This window comes from Paenimyroides viscosum, from assembly GCF_003858535.1.
Taxonomy (GTDB): Bacteria; Bacteroidota; Bacteroidia; order Flavobacteriales; family Flavobacteriaceae; genus Flavobacterium; species Flavobacterium viscosum.
Genome location: NZ_RQTJ01000045.1, coordinates 1 through 17,191, shown reverse-complemented (window position 1 = coordinate 17,191; position 17,191 = coordinate 1). Strand labels below are relative to the sequence as shown.

The following is a 17,191-nucleotide window of genomic DNA, read 5'->3' as shown; positions in this document are numbered from 1 at the left end:
TCCTGGAGCCGTAATTAAATCTGGATAATTACATAACGTATTCAAATTTTCTCCATTTGACCAGCCGCTGCTATCTGTTGGTGAACACACTGTTTTTACATATACAGTATATTTTGTTAAAGGCTGTAAACCTATTATAGTAAAAGGATTCGTTGTTGAAGTTCCTGAAAGTGCTAAACCTGTCGATCCACTTCCCGGTTTTCCAGATTCGCGCACCTCATAAGCAAAAGAAACACTTCCTGTGTTTTTTACATTTGGTGTAACCGTAATGATAGCACTATTTTTTGTAATGTCTGTTACCAAAACATTGGTTGGTCTAAAACACGTAATAGCAATCACATTTACGTTGTAATCATGTGTTTCTCCCCAACTACCAATTGCGCACGCATCGACAGTGCCACTATAATTAGCTCTTACACGCATTCTATGAATACCAGCGGGTGCGGTATCTGGAATTAAAATAGACACATTAAGAAAACCTGGGCTGGTAACCATTGGAATATCTTTTAATAATTGCTCAGTAGATTCAAATACACCATTGTCATTAAAATCTATCCAAATGCTTGCCCAAACATATTGTCCTGAACTATAATTAGTATTGATTTGCACTGGATAAGATGAATCTTGTAAAAGATTAACAGGAGTAAAAAGCGCAGTTCTATTTTGGTAATTCCCCGTACTACACCCTGTGTTTAAATCACTAATTACAGAAGTACCTTCACCATTTATAATAAAACTATTAATATTTTCACTAGTATTACTACAAGAATAAGTATATGTAGGCGTACAATAACAATCTGTAATAGGTTTTTGAGCAACTGAGACAATTGTTGATGTTTGTGTACTATTACTATTTGTACATGTCACAATTAATCTATAATCTGTTGCAGCCGTTTGCCCCGTGATTGTATGAGACGCATTTGTAGCTCCAGAAATATTTGTAAAAGTGTTTGTGCCTGCAGGAGATCGCTGCCATTGATACGTAACGCCACCCCCATAAGTAACACCTGTTGAAGATAAAACAAATGACGAACCTACACAAGTACTAGTTACATTTGCGGTTGCTACCCCAGCATTAACTGTTCCTGAGCATGGCGTAAGTGCTAGTATATTTACATTATAATCGTGTGTTTCTCCCCACGTATAAGAAGAACACGCGTCAAATCCCGTACTGCTATACACTACACGCACACGCATTCTGCGAACACCCGGAGTAGCGGTTAAAGGAATGACAAGAGAGCCAGAACTAAAAGCTGGACTTGTAACCAATGATAAATCAACTAACAATTTTTCAGTTGAATTATCAAAGACGTTGTCATTATTAAAATCAATCCAAACACTTGCATATTCCCAACCTGGCGAATAATTAGTATTAAGCTGAATAGTATATGTTTGCCCAGGCAATAGATCAACTGGTGTAAATAACGCTGTTTTATCATTATAACCTGTACCATTAACACTAGTACATCCTGTATTTAAATCACTAAGAACTGACGCTCCGTTCCCGTTTAATACTACACTATTTAAGTCATCCCCTGAAGAACAACCTGAACTATATAATGGCGTACAATATTGGGCTTGCATCTGCATAATAGGCAGAAACAACCCAAGTAATAATAACATCAAAGCTTTGGTAGAGATCCACCGCACATTAAGCTTAGAGAATTGTGTAATTTTTTTCATAAATTATAATATTTTATAATTAATCATATAAGCCATAAACTTAATTATTATTTTTTAATAATTTAAGTTTTAATTATATTTTTTTTAACGTGTGGAAAATTTATTATTGATTAAAATTTCGTATAAAATGAATAAAAAACAAAAAGCTACCCGATATCGGGTAGCTTTTATAGTAATTATTAATTGAAATTAAACTTTTACCTAAAAATCATTAAAAATTTAGATCAATTTCTTGTTTTGTATCTGCTGTTCCAACAAGTATGTTATCATATTTACGCATACCAGTTCCGGCAGGTATTCTATGACCAACAATAACGTTTTCTTTTAAGCCTGATAAATTATCAACCTTACCTGCTACTGCTGCTTCGTTTAGTACTTTTGTTGTTTCTTGGAACGATGCCGCAGAGATAAACGATTTAGTTTGTAACGATGCTCTTGTAATACCTTGTAAAACAGGGGTTGCTGTTGCAGTTATTACATCGCGTGCTACTACTAAATTTTTATCTTCTCGACGTAAAATTGAGTTCTCGTCTCTTAATTCACGAACCGAAATTATCTGTCCTTCTTTAAGGTTTAAAGAATCTCCAGCCTCTTCAACAACTTTCATTCCGAATAAACGATCATTCTCACGGATGAAATCATCCTTATGAATTAATTGTTCTTCTAAGAATAAGGTATCTCCAGAATCTTGAATTTGTACTTTACGCATCATCTGGCGAATAACAACTTCAAAGTGTTTATCTGAAATTTTCACCCCTTGTAAACGGTAAACTTCTTGAATTTCGTTTACCAAATATTGCTGTACAGAAGACGGCCCTTGGATTCTTAAAATATCGTCTGGTGTAATTGCACCATCTGACAATGAAGTTCCAGCTTTAACGAAATCGTTTTCTTGAACTAAAATCTGGTTCGATAATTTCACTAAGTATTTACGTTGATCATCTTCACCTGTTTTTGGTGTAACAATGATTTCACGGTTACCACGTTTGATTTTCCCGAAAGAAACAACTCCGTCAATCTCTGCAACAACTGCTGGGTTTGATGGGTTACGTGCCTCTAACAACTCGGTAATACGCGGTAAACCTCCGGTGATATCTCCCGTTTTTGATGATTTACGAGGGATTTTAACCAATACTTTTCCTGCTTGAATTTTATCTCCATCATTTACCATTAAGTGTGCACCTACTGGCAAGTTGTATGAACGTACTAATTCACCTGATTTGTTATAAATTAATAAGGTAGGAACTAACTTTTTGTTTCTTGATTCTGTAATTACTTTTTCTTGGAAACCTGTTTGCTCATCGATCTCTACCATAAATGTTTGGTTTTGTTCAATGTCTTCGTAAGCAACTTTTCCTGTAAATTCAGAAATAATTACCCCGTTATATGGATCCCATTTACAAATTACTGTTCCTTCTTCAACAACTTCTTTATCTTTTACAAAGATGGTTGATCCGTATGGAATGTAATGTGTATTTAAAACGATACCTGTATTTAAATCGACCAATTTTAATTCGGTTGAACGGGAAATTACAATATCGATTTCTTTTCCGTCTGCATCTTCTCCTTTTACAACTTTTAAATCTTCGATCTCCAAACGACCTTTGAATTTAGTTGTAATAGTTGAAACTTCAGAAATGTTACCTGCCGTACCCCCAACGTGGAATGTACGTAATGTTAACTGTGTACCTGGTTCACCAATAGACTGTGCTGCAATAACACCAACCGCTTCACCTAACTGCGCCATACGGTTTGATGCCAAGTTACGTCCGTAACATTTCACACAAATTCCGTGGTCAGCTTCACAAGTTAATGCAGAACGAACTTCTAATTTCTCTAATGGCGATGCGTTAATTTTAGCAATATGTGCTTCTTTAACCATTTCACCAGCAGGAACAATTACTTCGTTTGTTAACGGGTTAACGATATCATCTAAAGTGATACGTCCTAAAACGCGTTCTCCTAAAGATTCTACAATTTCTTCGTTTTTCTTCAACGCTTCAAACTCAATACCTCTTAATGTACCACAATCTTCTGAATTAACGATTACATCTTGAGCAACATCGTGTAAACGACGCGTTAAGTATCCAGCATCTGCTGTTTTTAATGCGGTATCGGCAAGACCTTTACGTGCACCGTGCGTTGAAATAAAGTATTCTAAGATCGATAAACCTTCTTTAAAGTTCGAAAGAATCGGGTTTTCGATAATATCTCCACCTGAGGCTGTCGATTTTTTAGGCTTAGCCATCAATCCACGCATACCTGTTAACTGACGGATTTGCTCTTTAGATCCACGCGCTCCAGAATCAAGCATCATGAATACCGAGTTAAATCCTTGTTGGTCTTCACGAATGTTTTTCATTGCTAACTCTGTTAACGCCGCATTAGTTGAAGTCCAAATATCAATTACCTGATTGTAACGCTCGTTGTTGGTAATAAGACCCATGTTATAGTTCATGGTAATACCTTCAACTTGATTGTTAGCTTCATCAATCATTCCTTGTTTTTGATCCGGGATCTTGATATCACCTAAAGAGAATGATAAACCACCTCTAAACGCGTATCCGTAACCCATATCTTTCATATCGTCCAAGAATTTAGCAGTTGTAGGAACATCTGTTACCGCTAAAATTTTTCCGATAATATCTCTTAAAGATTTTTTAGTTAAAACCTCATTAATGTAACCTGCAGCTTCTGGAACTACCTCGTTAAACAAGATACGACCTGCCGATGTTTCAATAATTTGGTTAACCAATTCACCTTCTGCATTAAAATCTTTTGCACGTACTTTAACTGGTGCGTTCAAATCTAAACGTCCTTCGTTAATAGCAATATGCACTTCTTCTACCGAATAGAATGTTAAACCTTCACCTTTTACAACGTATTCCGGTGTAGTTCTACGGATTTTGGTCATATAATAAAGACCCAAAACCATATCTTGAGAAGGTACTGTAATTGGAGCACCATTCGCCGGGTTTAAGATATTGTGCGATGCCAACATTAACAACTGCGACTCTAAAATAGCCTCTGGTCCTAATGGTAAATGCACCGCCATTTGATCCCCATCGAAATCGGCGTTGAATGCCGTACATACTAATGGGTGTAAACGAATTGCTTTTCCTTCGATTAATTTAGGCTGGAATGCCTGAATACCTAAACGGTGAAGCGTAGGGGCACGGTTTAATAATACCGGGTGACCTTTAATTACGTTTTCTAAAATATCCCAAACAACTGGTTCTTTTTTATCAATGATCTTTTTAGCAGACTTCACAGTTTTTACAATTCCACGCTCAATCAACTTACGGATTACGAATGGTTTGTATAATTCTGCAGCCATATCTTTAGGAAGACCACATTCAAACAATTTTAATTCAGGACCAACAACAATTACCGAACGAGCCGAGTAATCTACACGTTTACCTAATAAGTTTTGACGGAAACGACCTTGTTTACCTTTTAACGAATCTGACAACGATTTTAACGGGCGTTGAGATTCTGTTTTAACAGCTGTAGCTTTACGTGTGTTATCGAACAATGAATCTACTGCTTCTTGTAACATACGTTTTTCGTTACGTAAGATAACTTCAGGAGCTTTAATTTCCATTAATCGTTTTAAACGATTGTTACGGATAATTACACGACGGTATAAGTCGTTCAAATCTGACGTTGCGAAACGACCACCATCTAACGGCACTAACGGACGTAATTCTGGCGGGATCACAGGAACCACTTTTAAAATCATCCATTCTGGACGGTTTTCGCGGTTATTGTTTGATTCACGGAATGCTTCAACAACCTGTAAACGCTTTAACGCTTCGGTTTTACGTTGTTTAGATGTTTCGTTATTAGCCGCGTGACGCAATTGGTAAGATAATGCATCTAAATCGGTACGCTCTAATAAATCCATAATACATTCAGCACCCATTTTAGCGATGAATTTATTTGGATCTTTATCATCTAAATATTGGTTTTCCATTGGAAGGGTATCTAAAATATCTAAATACTCACTTTCTGTAAGGAAATCCAAACGTTTAAGTTCTTCACCATCTGGGCGTTTTGCAACACCTGTTTGGATCACAACATATTTTTCGTAATAAATAATTTCATCTAACTTTTTAGATGGCAATCCTAAAACATAACCAATTTTGTTTGGCAATGAACGGAAATACCAAATATGAGCGATAGGCACCACTAAGTTGATATGCCCTACTCTGTCACGACGAACTTTCTTTTCTGTAACTTCAACCCCACAACGGTCACAAACGATTCCTTTGTAACGGATTCTTTTATATTTTCCACAAGCACATTCGTAATCTTTAACAGGTCCGAAGATACGCTCACAGAATAAACCATCGCGCTCTGGTTTGTGCGTACGATAGTTAATTGTTTCAGGCTTTAAAACTTCACCTCTCGACGCTGCTAATATCGATTCTGGTGATGCTAACCCTATAGAGATTTTGTTAAACCTTTTTACAGTAGAATTATCTTTACTGTTATTTCTATTATTCATCATAGTTTTTACTATTGATTTATTTGCAATTAAAAATTGATTCTTATTTAAGTCTAATATCTTAAAGTTTTAATGTCTTAATGTCTTGTGCGACTTTGGACTTTGGACTTTTAACATTAAGACTAAAACACTACCTCGGATTACTTCTCTAAACTTCAGATGCCTATTTTGAAGTGCTAATTATAAACTGTGTTATAAAAAATCGGAACGGTTTACGGGTATAAATCCTAAAAACTTATTGAAATTAAGTATTCAGTTTTCGGGTGATCTACCTAAAAACTGAATACTTTTTAATTTTATTATTCTTCTAATCTGATATCTAAACCAAGACCTTTTAATTCATGCATTAATACATTGAACGATTCAGGTAATCCTGGTTCTGGCATTGGTTCACCTTTTACGATAGCTTCGTAAGTTTTGGCTCTACCTATAACGTCATCCGATTTAACAGTCAATATCTCACGTAATGTTGAAGATGCACCATAAGCTTCAAGAGCCCAAACCTCCATCTCTCCAAAACGCTGACCTCCAAATAACGCTTTACCACCTAATGGCTGTTGCGTAATTAAAGAGTATGGACCAATAGAACGCGCGTGCATTTTATCGTCAACCATGTGTCCTAATTTTAACATATAGATTACACCCACAGTTGCTTTTTGGTCAAAACGCTCACCTGTTCCACCATCATATAAGTAAGTATGTCCAAAACGTGGCACACCTGCTTCGTCTGTTAGTTCGTTGATTTGTTCTAAAGAAGCACCATCGAAAATTGGAGTAGCATATTTGCGTCCTAATTTTTTACCAGCCCATCCTAAAACGGTCTCATAAATCTGACCGATGTTCATACGAGATGGTACACCAAGTGGATTTAATACGATATCAACAGGAGTTCCGTCTTCTAAGAAAGGCATGTCTTCATCGCGTACGATTTTTGCAACAATACCTTTATTACCATGACGACCCGCCATTTTATCACCAACTTTTAGCTTACGTTTTTTAGCAATGTAAACTTTAGCCAATTTTAAGATTCCTGATGGTAATTCGTCACCAACTGTAATCATAAATTTCTCACGACGTAATACACCTTGAATGTCGTTTAATTTAATTTTATAGTTGTGAATTAAATCAGTGATCATTTCATTGGTATAATCGTCTGTAGCCCATTGCCCCTTTGTTAAGTGTGTAAAATCTTCTACAGCGTGTAACATTTTCAAAGTGAATTTTTTACCTTTTGGTAATACTTCTTCACCTAAATCGTTCATTACACCTTGTGATGTTTTACCATTTACTAAATGGAACAACTTGTCTACCAAACGATCCTTCAATTCGTTGAATTTCACTTCGAACTGTGTATCTAACAAAGCAATATCTTCTTTGTCTTTAGAACGCTTACGTTTATCTTTTACCGCACGAGCAAATAATTTTTTATCTAAAACTACACCACGTAATGACGGAGAAGCTTTTAACGATGCATCTTTTACATCACCTGCTTTGTCACCAAAAATGGCACGTAATAATTTTTCTTCAGGTGTTGGATCTGATTCTCCTTTTGGAGTAATCTTACCAATTAAGATATCGCCAGGTTTTACTTCTGCACCAATACGGATCATTCCGTTTTCATCTAAATCTTTAGTAGCTTCTTCTGAAACGTTTGGAATATCATTCGTTAATTCTTCTGATCCTAACTTGGTATCACGAACCTCTAACGTATAATCATCGATATGGATCGATGTAAAAATATCGTCACGTACAACACGTTCTGAAATTACAATTGCATCCTCAAAGTTATAACCTTTCCATGGCATAAAAGCTACTTGCAAGTTACGTCCTAATGCTAATTCCCCGTTTTGTGTAGCATATCCTTCACATAAAACTTGTCCTTTAGTAACGCGGTCACCTGTACGAACAATTGGTTTTAGGTTGATAGATGTACTTTGGTTGGTTTTACGGAATTTGATTAAGTTGTATGTTTTGTCGTCAGCATCGAAACTTACTAAACGCTCATCATCTGTACGGTCGTATTTAATAGTAATTTTCTGTGCATCTACATAAACAACTTCTCCTTCACCTTCTGCATTAATCAATACACGAGAATCGGTAGCAACCTGTTTTTCTAATCCAGTACCAACAATTGGAGATTCTGGACGTAATAAAGGAACTGCCTGACGCATCATGTTTGATCCCATCAACGCACGGTTGGCATCATCGTGCTCTAAGAATGGAATTAACGAAGCCGAAATAGAAGCAATCTGGTTAGGTGCCACATCGGCATAGTTTAACTCTTTTGGTTCAACTACTGGGAAATCGGCATCTTGTTTTGCTACTACTCTTTCGTCTTCAATTGTTCCATTTTTACCAACAGTTACAGTTGCTTGGGCAATTAATTTTTCTTCTTCTTCTTCTGCCGATAAATAAACAGGAGCTTCATTAATTTGCAACACACCGTTTTCTACTTTACGGTAAGGTGTTTCAATGAATCCCATAGTGTTTACTTTTGCATAAACTGCCAAAGAAGAAATCAAACCAATGTTTGGTCCCTCTGGAGTTTCGATCGGACATAAACGACCATAGTGCGTATAGTGAACGTCACGAACCTCGAATCCTGCTCTTTCACGAGAAAGACCACCTGGTCCTAATGCTGATAAACGACGCTTATGTGTAATCTCTGCCAATGGATTGGTTTGATCCATGAACTGAGACAACTGGTTTGTTCCGAAGAATGAATTGATAACCGATGATAATGTTTTTGCATTAATCAAATCGATTGGTGTAAAAACCTCGTTATCACGAACGTTCATACGCTCGCGAATTGTACGTGCCATACGTGCTAAACCAACACCGAATTGTGCCGATAACTGCTCGCCAACTGTACGTACACGACGGTTTGACAAGTGATCAATATCATCGATCTCTGCTTTTGAATTAATAAGCTCGATCAAATATTTAACAATAGTGATAATATCTTCTTTTGTTAAAACTTGTTTATCGATCGGCGTATTTAAGTTCAATTTTTTATTCATTCTGTAACGACCTACATCACCTAAGTTGTAACGTTGGTCAGAGAAGAATAATTTATCTATGATACCTCTTGCTGTTTCTTCATCAGGAGGTAATGCGTTTCTTAATTGACGGTAAATATATTCTACCGCTTCTTTTTCAGAGTTTGTTGGATCTTTTTGAAGCGTATTGTGAATAATTGTATAATCGGCTAGGTTACTGTCTTCTTTATGTAAAAGAATTGTTTTAACGTCTGCCTCTATAATTTCCTCAACATTGTCTTTATCTAAAACAATATCACGGTCTAAAATAATTTCGGTACGTGGTATCGTAACAACCTCACCTGTATCCTCATCTACGAAATCCTCATGCCAGATATTTAATACACGTGCAGCCAAACGACGGCCAATGTATTTTTTTAATCCTGTTTTAGACACTTTAACTTCTTCTGCAAGGTCGAAAATCTCTAGGATATCCTTATCTCTTTCAAAACCAATTGCACGGAATAAAGTAGTTACAGGTAATTTTTTCTTACGATCAATATACGCGTACATTACACTGTTGATGTCTGTAGCAAATTCTATCCAAGAACCCTTGAAAGGAATAATACGTGCAGAATACAATTTGGTACCGTTTGCGTGGAAAGACTGACCGAAGAAAACACCTGGTGAACGATGTAATTGCGAAACAACAACGCGTTCCGCACCATTAATTACAAAGGTTCCACTTGGTGTCATATATGGTATAGTACCTAAATACACATCTTGAACGATCGTTTCAAAATCTTCGTGTTCTGGGTCTGTACAATATAATTTTAAACGAGCTTTAAGAGGTACACTGTAAGTTAACCCTCTGTCAATACATTCTTCAATTGAATAACGTGGTGGATCTACGAAATAGTCTAAAAATTCCAGTACGAATTGGTTACGGGTATCCGTAATTGGAAAATTTTCCATAAAGGTTTTGTACAAACCTTCGTTACCTCTTTCATCAGATTTGGTTTCTAATTGAAAAAAATCTTTAAACGATTTTACCTGAATATCTAGAAAATCTGGATAATTCGGGATATTTTTCGTAGAGGCAAAATTTAATCTTTCAGTATGATTTGTAATCATTAATGAACAAAATTTTGGTTTAAAAAAGTAATTTTTTTGTGTAAACACAACTATTTAATACTTCCCAATTTTAATTAACCAATACATCTTAAAAACAAGTTAGGAAAGTTACTTGCTTTTTTCTTCGTTACTGATTATTTTTTATATGCAAAATGGTTTAGGCCATTGGAATAACTTCCAAGGCCTAAACCGTAAAAATTTATATGTGTGAGATTATTTTAACTCAACAACAGCACCAGCTTCTTCTAATGCTTTCTTCAATCCTTCTGCTTCGTCTTTAGAAACACCTTCTTTAACGTTAGCTGGAGTACCGTCTACTAAATCTTTAGCTTCTTTCAAACCTAAACCTGTTAATTCTTTAACAGCTTTAACTACAGCTAATTTAGAAGCACCAGCTTCTTTTAATACAACTGTAAATTCTGTTTGCTCTTCAGCAGCAGCAGCTTCACCACCACCTGATACTACAACTGCAGCAGCAGCTGGTTCGATACCATACTCATCTTTTAATATAGTTGCTAATTCGTTAACTTCTTTAACTGTTAAGTTAACCAATTGTTCTGCGAATTGTTTCAAATCTGCCATTTTTCTATCTTTTAATTTGAATTTGTAATAATATTATTTATTAATGTGCGTTCTGTTTGAACATTTAAAAACGAAAGTAGATAACTACTATTCTTCGTCTTTAAATTGATTTTGAAGAGCAGAAATAACTCTTTGAGCAGGAGATTGTAATAATCCAATGATTTCACCAATCATCTCTTCTCTAGACTTAATTGCAACTAATGAATCTAATTGGTTATCGCCAATGTAAACCTCTTCGTTGATGTAAGCTCCTTTTAATTCTGGTTTACTACCTTTCTTACGGAATTCTTTGATTACTTTTGCTGGTGCATTTGCAGCCTCAGCAATCATAATAGCGCTATTTCCTTTTAAGATCGAAGGTAAATCACCATACTCGTTTTCTGATGCTTCCATTGCTTTTGCAAGCAATGTGTTCTTAACTACTTCTAACTTGATACCTGCTTTAAAACAAGCTCTACGTAAATCTGAAGTAGTAGATGCATTTAATCCAGAAATATCTGCAACATAAATAACTTTAGTGTCAGCTAACTGTGCAGTTAAATCTTGAATCGCAATTGATTTGTCTTCTCTAGTCATACTAAATAATTTTAACTACCAATTATACTGCTTTTGGATCTAAAGCAATTGCAGGGCTCATTGTACTTGATATATGAATAGACTTAATATAAGTACCTTTAGCTGCAGTTGGTTTTAATTTAATTAATGTTTGAATTATCTCCGCTGCATTTTCTGTAATTTGGTCAGCACCAAAAGATACTTTACCGATTCCGGCATGAACGATACCTGTTTTATCAACTTTAAAGTCAATTTTACCAGATTTCACTTCTTGTACCGCTTTAGCAACATCCATTGTTACAGTACCTGTTTTTGGGTTAGGCATTAAACCACGTGGTCCTAAAATACGACCTAACGGACCTAATTTACCCATTACAGACGGCATTGTGATAATTACGTCGATATCCGTCCAACCATCTTTGATTTTCTGTAAATAATCGTCTAATCCAATATGATCTGCACCAGCAGCTTTAGCTTCCGCTTCTTTATCTGGAGTAACTAATGCCAATACTCTTACATCTTTACCTGTACCGTGTGGTAATGTTACAACCCCACGTACCATTTGATTTGCTTTACGAGGATCTACTCCTAAACGTACTGCAATATCAACAGACTCATCAAATTTTGCAGAAGCAACTTCTTTAATTAATGCAGATGCATCTTTTAAAGAATATAATTTGTTCTTCTCAATTTTTGCTGCAGCCTCTTTTTGCTTTTTCGTTAATTTTGCCATTTCTTCTTTTCTTTAAGATTAAAAAGGAGCGTTTCCTGTTACCGTGATTCCCATAGAGCGTGCAGTTCCTGCAATCATAGACATAGCTTTCTCGATAGTGAATGCATTCAAATCGGTCATTTTGTCTTCAGCAATTGCTTTTACTTGATCCCATGTGATAGAAGCAACTTTTTTACGGTTTGGTTGTCCAGAACCGCCTTTAAGTTTTGCAGCTTCTAATAATTGAACAGCAGCAGGTGGCGTTTTAACTACAAAGTCAAAAGACTTGTCCTTGTAAACTGTAATCTGTACTGGTAAAACTTTTCCTGGTTTATCCTGTGTTCTAGCATTAAATTGCTTACAGAATTCCATGATGTTAACTCCAGCAGCCCCCAAAGCAGGTCCAACCGGTGGCGAAGGATTCGCAGCACCTCCCTTAACTTGTAGTTTAACTACTTTACTAATTTCTTTTGCCATTTTTAAAAAAATTTAGCACATCTTTCAATTGGAAGCGATTGATGTGATATGTAACAATTATACTTTCTCTACTTGTGTGAAGCTTAATTCTAGTGGTGTTTTTCTTCCAAAGATTTTCACCATTACTTCTAGCTTGCGTTTGTCTTCGTTCACTTTTTCAATAGTTCCGTTGAAACCATTAAAAGGACCGTCGACAACTTTAACTGTTTCACCTATTTCATAAGGAATTAATCCATGATCTACAGATACAGCTAATTCATCTACTTTACCTAGCATTCGGTTAACCTCTGCCATTCTTAACGGCACAGGATCTCCACCACGAGTTTCACCTAAGAAACCAATTACGCCGGCAATAGATTTTATTATATGTGGTAATTCGCCGGTTAGGTTTGCCTCGATCATTACATAACCCGGAAAATAAATACGTTCTTTTGTAACTTTTTTTCCATCGCGTTGTGAAACTACTTTTTCAGTAGGCACTAAAACCTGCGAAAGATAATCTTCCATACCTAAACGCACAATTTCGCTTTCTATGTAACCTTTTACTTTATTCTCTTGACCGCTTACCGCCCTAACTACATACCATTTTTTAATACTACCTTCTGTCATGTCTTTTAAATTATGAATTTAAAAGGTTGAAGAAACCAGCAAGAGCTTCAGAAAACAAGGTATCTACGCCCCATGTAGCTAATGAAAGTACTACTGTAAAGATAGCAACAATAATTGTATAGCGTTGTACCTCTGCCCATGGTGTCCATGAAACATTAGATTTTAATTCGGTAAACGCATCAGATATATAATTAACTACTTTTGCCATAATATTATTTTTTGCACGGGTGGAGGGATTCGAACCCCCATCAACGGTTTTGGAGACCGCTATTCTACCCTTGAACTACACCCGTTTGTTAAAAAGTTGGCAGAAGAATCTGCCAACTTAAATTTATAATTTAAACTTGTAATTAGTCTAAAATTTCAGTTACCTGACCAGCACCTACTGTACGACCACCTTCGCGGATAGCGAAACGTAAACCTACTGATAATGCGATTGGTTGTAATAAATCAACATGGATAGTTAAGTTATCACCTGGCATAACCATTTCCGTTCCTTCTGGTAACATGATAGTTCCTGTTACGTCAGTTGTACGAACGTAGAACTGAGGACGGTAGTTGTTATGGAATGGAGTGTGACGTCCACCTTCTTCTTTTTTCAAGATATAAACCTCTGCTTTGAATTTAGCGTGTGGTTTAACTGAACCTGGCTTAACGATAACCATACCACGACGGATATCTTCTTTAGCAACACCTCTTAATAAGATACCTGCGTTATCTCCAGCTTCACCTCTATCAAGGATTTGACGGAACATTTCGATACCAGTTACAGTAGAAGTTAATTTATCTGCACCCATACCAATGATTTCAACTGGATCTCCTGTATTACAAACACCTGTTTCGATACGACCTGTAGCAACAGTTCCACGACCTGTAATTGTAAATACGTCTTCAACTGGCATTAAGAAAGGCTTGTCTGTATCACGTGGTGGCTCTTCAATCCACATATCAACCGCAGCCATTAATTCTAACACTGTATCAACCCATTTTTGCTCACCGTTTAATGCTCCTAAAGCAGATCCTTGAACAACCGGTCCATTATCACCATCATATTGATAGAAAGATAATAAGTCACGGATTTCCATTTCTACTAACTCTAATAATTCAGCATCGTCAACCATATCAACTTTGTTCATGAAAACAACGATACGAGGAATACCAACTTGGCGACCTAATAGGATGTGCTCACGAGTTTGTGGCATAGGACCATCTGTAGCAGCAACTACTAAGATAGCACCATCCATTTGTGCAGCACCAGTAACCATGTTCTTAACGTAATCCGCGTGACCTGGACAGTCAACGTGAGCGTAGTGACGGTTAGCTGTAGCATATTCTACGTGAGATGTATTAATTGTAATACCTCTTTCTTTTTCTTCTGGAGCGTTATCAATTTGATCAAATGATTTAGCCTCTGAATAACCTGCATCTGATAATACTTTAGTAATAGCAGCTGTTAATGTTGTTTTACCGTGATCTACGTGTCCGATAGTACCAATATTTAAGTGAGGTTTCGAACGATCAAAATTTCCTTTTGCCATGATCTGTTTAATTTAATCTTAGTTATATAATTAGTGTTCAACTTTAATCACCTTTGAGCCAACGACGGGATTTGAACCCGTGACCTCTTCCTTACCAAGGAAGCACTCTACCCCTGAGTTGTGGGGAGAGCAGGATTCGAACCTGCGAAGGTTTCCCAACGGATTTACAGTCCGTCCTCGTTGGCCGCTTGAGTATCTCCCCTGACCTATTTATTTTTACAACTTTTTTTGTTGCAGAGCCTTTGGAGGGACTCGAACCCACGACCTGCTGATTACAAATCAGCTGCTCTAGCCAGCTGAGCTACAAAGGCACTTAAAAAAGTCCGCTATTTCTAACGGACTGCAAATATATATACTTATTTAAAAAAATAAAAGCTTTTTTAATTTTTTTTACTTTTTTAATGCGCTTTAATTTTTTCTTTGCGTTTTACTAACAAACGTTCTAAAGCATCTGCTCCTAAATCTGCTGCTTCTTCAAACGTTTTTGCTGTTTTTTTTACCACTAAGTCATCACCAGGAATGCGTACAATTATGTCTACCGACTTGTTTTCTTTGTCACTGGTATTTTCCGTACGCAAAGATACATCTATTCCTACAATCTTATCATAAAATTGCTGTAATTTTTCTAAACGTATATTTAAAAAATCAACTAATTTTCTATCAACATTAAAATTAACTGCTTGAACATTCACTTTCATAAAAAATATATTTTAAAGGGTTCATAATAAATCGTCATCGGCATTAAAGCGTGGATGGGTTTTACTGTACATTTTTTTTAACTCTGCTAAACTGGTATGCGTATATATTTGTGTTGATGATAAACTTGTGTGCCCCAACAACTCTTTTACAGTATTTAAATTAGCTCCCGCATTTAGCATGTGTGTTGCAAATGTATGGCGTAACACATGTGGGCTTTTTTTACCTTTGGTTGTAACACCTCTAAAATAAATATTTATTAAACGATAAACAAATGTTTGATTTAAATTTTGCGTGTTTTTTAACAAAAAAATATTTTGGCGGTAATCATCGCCAAACTGCTGCTTGCGCTTTTCAATAAATTCTTTTAAAACAGTAGCTACCGAAGTCAATATTGGCACGATACGCTCTTTGGATCTTTTACCTAAAACTTTAATTTCTAGTTTATTTAGATCTACATCGTGCAACTGCAGATTAATTAATTCACTTTTACGAATTCCTAATGTATAAAAAAGCACAATAATTACGTAATTCTGCAAACCAAAATAATCATCCTCAAAATTGGCACGATCTATTTTTTGCATTTCGTCTTCAGAAAAAGGAATTTGCAGTACTTTTTTTACACGCAATGCTTTATGTGCTTGCAATGGATAATGACTTATGGTTTTAGTGATATACAAAAACTTAAAATAGCTTTTTAAAGATGCAACTTTACGGTTTATAGAATTGTTACTCATTTTTTTTGCCGAAAGGTTTACTATCCACCCGCGGATATGTTTATAAGTAATATCTTCTACAACCGAAACATGTTTTGCAGCATATTGTAAAAACGCTTCCACATCGTTTACATAAGCATTCACGGTATGTAACGAAAAGTGTTTTTCTTTTAAAAGATAATCGTAATAAGGCTTAATAAATTTTTCCATAAAAAAATCGCTAATCAAAGTTACCTTTAATTAGCGATCTTAAAAATATTATTTCAAAAACTTACTAGATTTCTACTGCATCTCTTAAGCCTTGTACATATTGTGCTTTTTGCATTTGAGCGCGCTTTGTTATAGAAGGTTTCGTAAAGTTTTTACGAGATCTTAACTGACGTAACGTTCCTGTTTTGTCAAATTTTCTTTTGTAACGTTTTAACGCTCTATCAATATTTTCTCCGTCTTTAATTGGAATGATCAACATAATTTATACACCTCCTTTCGTTATGGCTGCAAATGTAGGGATATTTTTTTTATTACAAATTATTTATTTGAAATTATTTATTTTTATTTGAATAATGAGAGTTTTTCAAAAGCAAAAACTCTTTACTTTCTTCACTCAAATCGACTTTTAAATCATGAAATTTTTGATATTCAGTTTTCTCGAGAGATTTATCTATTAAGACATTAAAATTCTCTGGATCGATACATACCAAACCACGATCAAATAAAATGTGCAAATCGCTTCTTAACAATATTCCGTTCGCTGTATTATTTTGCCCTGATTCTGAATAAGGAAATATATGTCCTGCTTCAATAAGTTCAGGGATTTTAATTTTCGATATCAAACATTGTGAATTATACTTTTTAAGTAAGTTCAATTTAAATTTACTTTGATTTTTACGTTGATTGATCCAAACTTGAATTTTATTTAACTCATCATCTTTTGCTTCATTAACCCGTAGTGCATTATAGAAAAAGTTGCTCAAAAGATTAAAAATCAGTATATTGTATTG

Annotated in this window: 14 protein-coding genes and 4 tRNA genes; all 18 read right to left on the bottom strand. The window is 35.6% G+C overall.

All coding sequences use genetic code 11. The annotated features are described in order from the left end of the window. On the bottom strand, positions 1-1,683 hold a 1,683-nt coding region (locus tag EG242_RS13795), incomplete at its 3' end, for a GEVED domain-containing protein (RefSeq protein ID WP_148090580.1). 211 nt (positions 1,684-1,894) lie between these two features. After that, positions 1,895-6,196, bottom strand: a complete 4,302-nt coding sequence (rpoC, locus tag EG242_RS13790) for a DNA-directed RNA polymerase subunit beta' (RefSeq protein ID WP_124900444.1) — start codon at positions 6,194-6,196, stop codon at positions 1,895-1,897. A 296-nt stretch (positions 6,197-6,492) separates the two neighbouring features. Continuing rightward, positions 6,493-10,305: a DNA-directed RNA polymerase subunit beta gene (gene rpoB / locus EG242_RS13785; protein WP_124900443.1), complete on the bottom strand. Its 3,813-nt coding sequence runs from the start codon at positions 10,303-10,305 to the stop codon at positions 6,493-6,495. A 213-nt stretch (positions 10,306-10,518) separates the two neighbouring features. Continuing rightward, on the bottom strand, positions 10,519-10,887 hold the full coding sequence (gene rplL, locus EG242_RS13780) for a 50S ribosomal protein L7/L12 (protein WP_124900442.1): 369 nt from the start codon (positions 10,885-10,887) through the stop codon (positions 10,519-10,521). Positions 10,888-10,974: 87 nt separating this feature from the next. Then, positions 10,975-11,463, bottom strand: coding sequence for a 50S ribosomal protein L10 (rplJ, locus tag EG242_RS13775; RefSeq protein WP_124900441.1), 489 nt, complete (start codon positions 11,461-11,463; stop codon positions 10,975-10,977). 22 nt (positions 11,464-11,485) lie between these two features. Then, positions 11,486-12,175, bottom strand: a complete 690-nt coding sequence (gene rplA, locus EG242_RS13770) for a 50S ribosomal protein L1 (RefSeq protein ID WP_124900440.1) — start codon at positions 12,173-12,175, stop codon at positions 11,486-11,488. Positions 12,176-12,193: 18 nt separating this feature from the next. Beyond that, positions 12,194-12,631: a 50S ribosomal protein L11 gene (gene rplK / locus EG242_RS13765; protein ID WP_124900439.1), complete on the bottom strand. Its 438-nt coding sequence runs from the start codon at positions 12,629-12,631 to the stop codon at positions 12,194-12,196. Between the two features lie 57 nt (positions 12,632-12,688). Beyond that, complete coding sequence (gene nusG, locus EG242_RS13760) at positions 12,689-13,240, bottom strand: transcription termination/antitermination protein NusG (RefSeq protein ID WP_124900438.1); 552 nt, start codon at positions 13,238-13,240, stop codon at positions 12,689-12,691. Between the two features lie 10 nt (positions 13,241-13,250). Beyond that, the gene (secE, locus tag EG242_RS13755) at positions 13,251-13,448 is read right to left on the bottom strand and encodes a preprotein translocase subunit SecE (RefSeq protein WP_124900437.1); all 198 of its coding nucleotides are present in this window, start codon (positions 13,446-13,448) and stop codon (positions 13,251-13,253) included. A 14-nt stretch (positions 13,449-13,462) separates the two neighbouring features. Next, a tRNA-Trp gene (locus EG242_RS13750) sits at positions 13,463-13,533 on the bottom strand. Positions 13,534-13,590: 57 nt separating this feature from the next. Continuing rightward, complete coding sequence (gene tuf / locus EG242_RS13745; protein WP_124900436.1) at positions 13,591-14,778, bottom strand: elongation factor Tu; 1,188 nt, start codon at positions 14,776-14,778, stop codon at positions 13,591-13,593. 59 nt (positions 14,779-14,837) lie between these two features. After that, positions 14,838-14,898: transfer RNA gene (locus EG242_RS14875), tRNA-Thr, on the bottom strand. A gap of 1 nt (position 14,899) precedes the next feature. Further along, a tRNA-Tyr gene (locus EG242_RS13740) sits at positions 14,900-14,980 on the bottom strand. A 35-nt stretch (positions 14,981-15,015) separates the two neighbouring features. Then, positions 15,016-15,089: transfer RNA gene (locus tag EG242_RS13735), tRNA-Thr, on the bottom strand. 87 nt (positions 15,090-15,176) lie between these two features. Next, entirely contained in the window at positions 15,177-15,476 is a 300-nt protein-coding gene (gene hpf, locus EG242_RS13730) for a ribosome hibernation-promoting factor, HPF/YfiA family (protein ID WP_124900435.1), read from the bottom strand. Between the two features lie 21 nt (positions 15,477-15,497). Continuing rightward, positions 15,498-16,400, bottom strand: a complete 903-nt coding sequence (locus EG242_RS13725) for a tyrosine-type recombinase/integrase (protein ID WP_124900434.1) — start codon at positions 16,398-16,400, stop codon at positions 15,498-15,500. Positions 16,401-16,464: 64 nt separating this feature from the next. After that, positions 16,465-16,659 carry a 30S ribosomal protein S21 gene (rpsU, locus tag EG242_RS13720; protein WP_124900433.1) on the bottom strand — a complete coding sequence of 65 codons (195 nt, stop codon included), beginning with the start codon at positions 16,657-16,659 and terminating at the stop codon, positions 16,465-16,467. 73 nt (positions 16,660-16,732) lie between these two features. Further along, positions 16,733-17,191 (bottom strand): HNH endonuclease (locus EG242_RS13715; protein ID WP_203227729.1); only part of this gene is annotated, 459 nt, incomplete at its 5' end.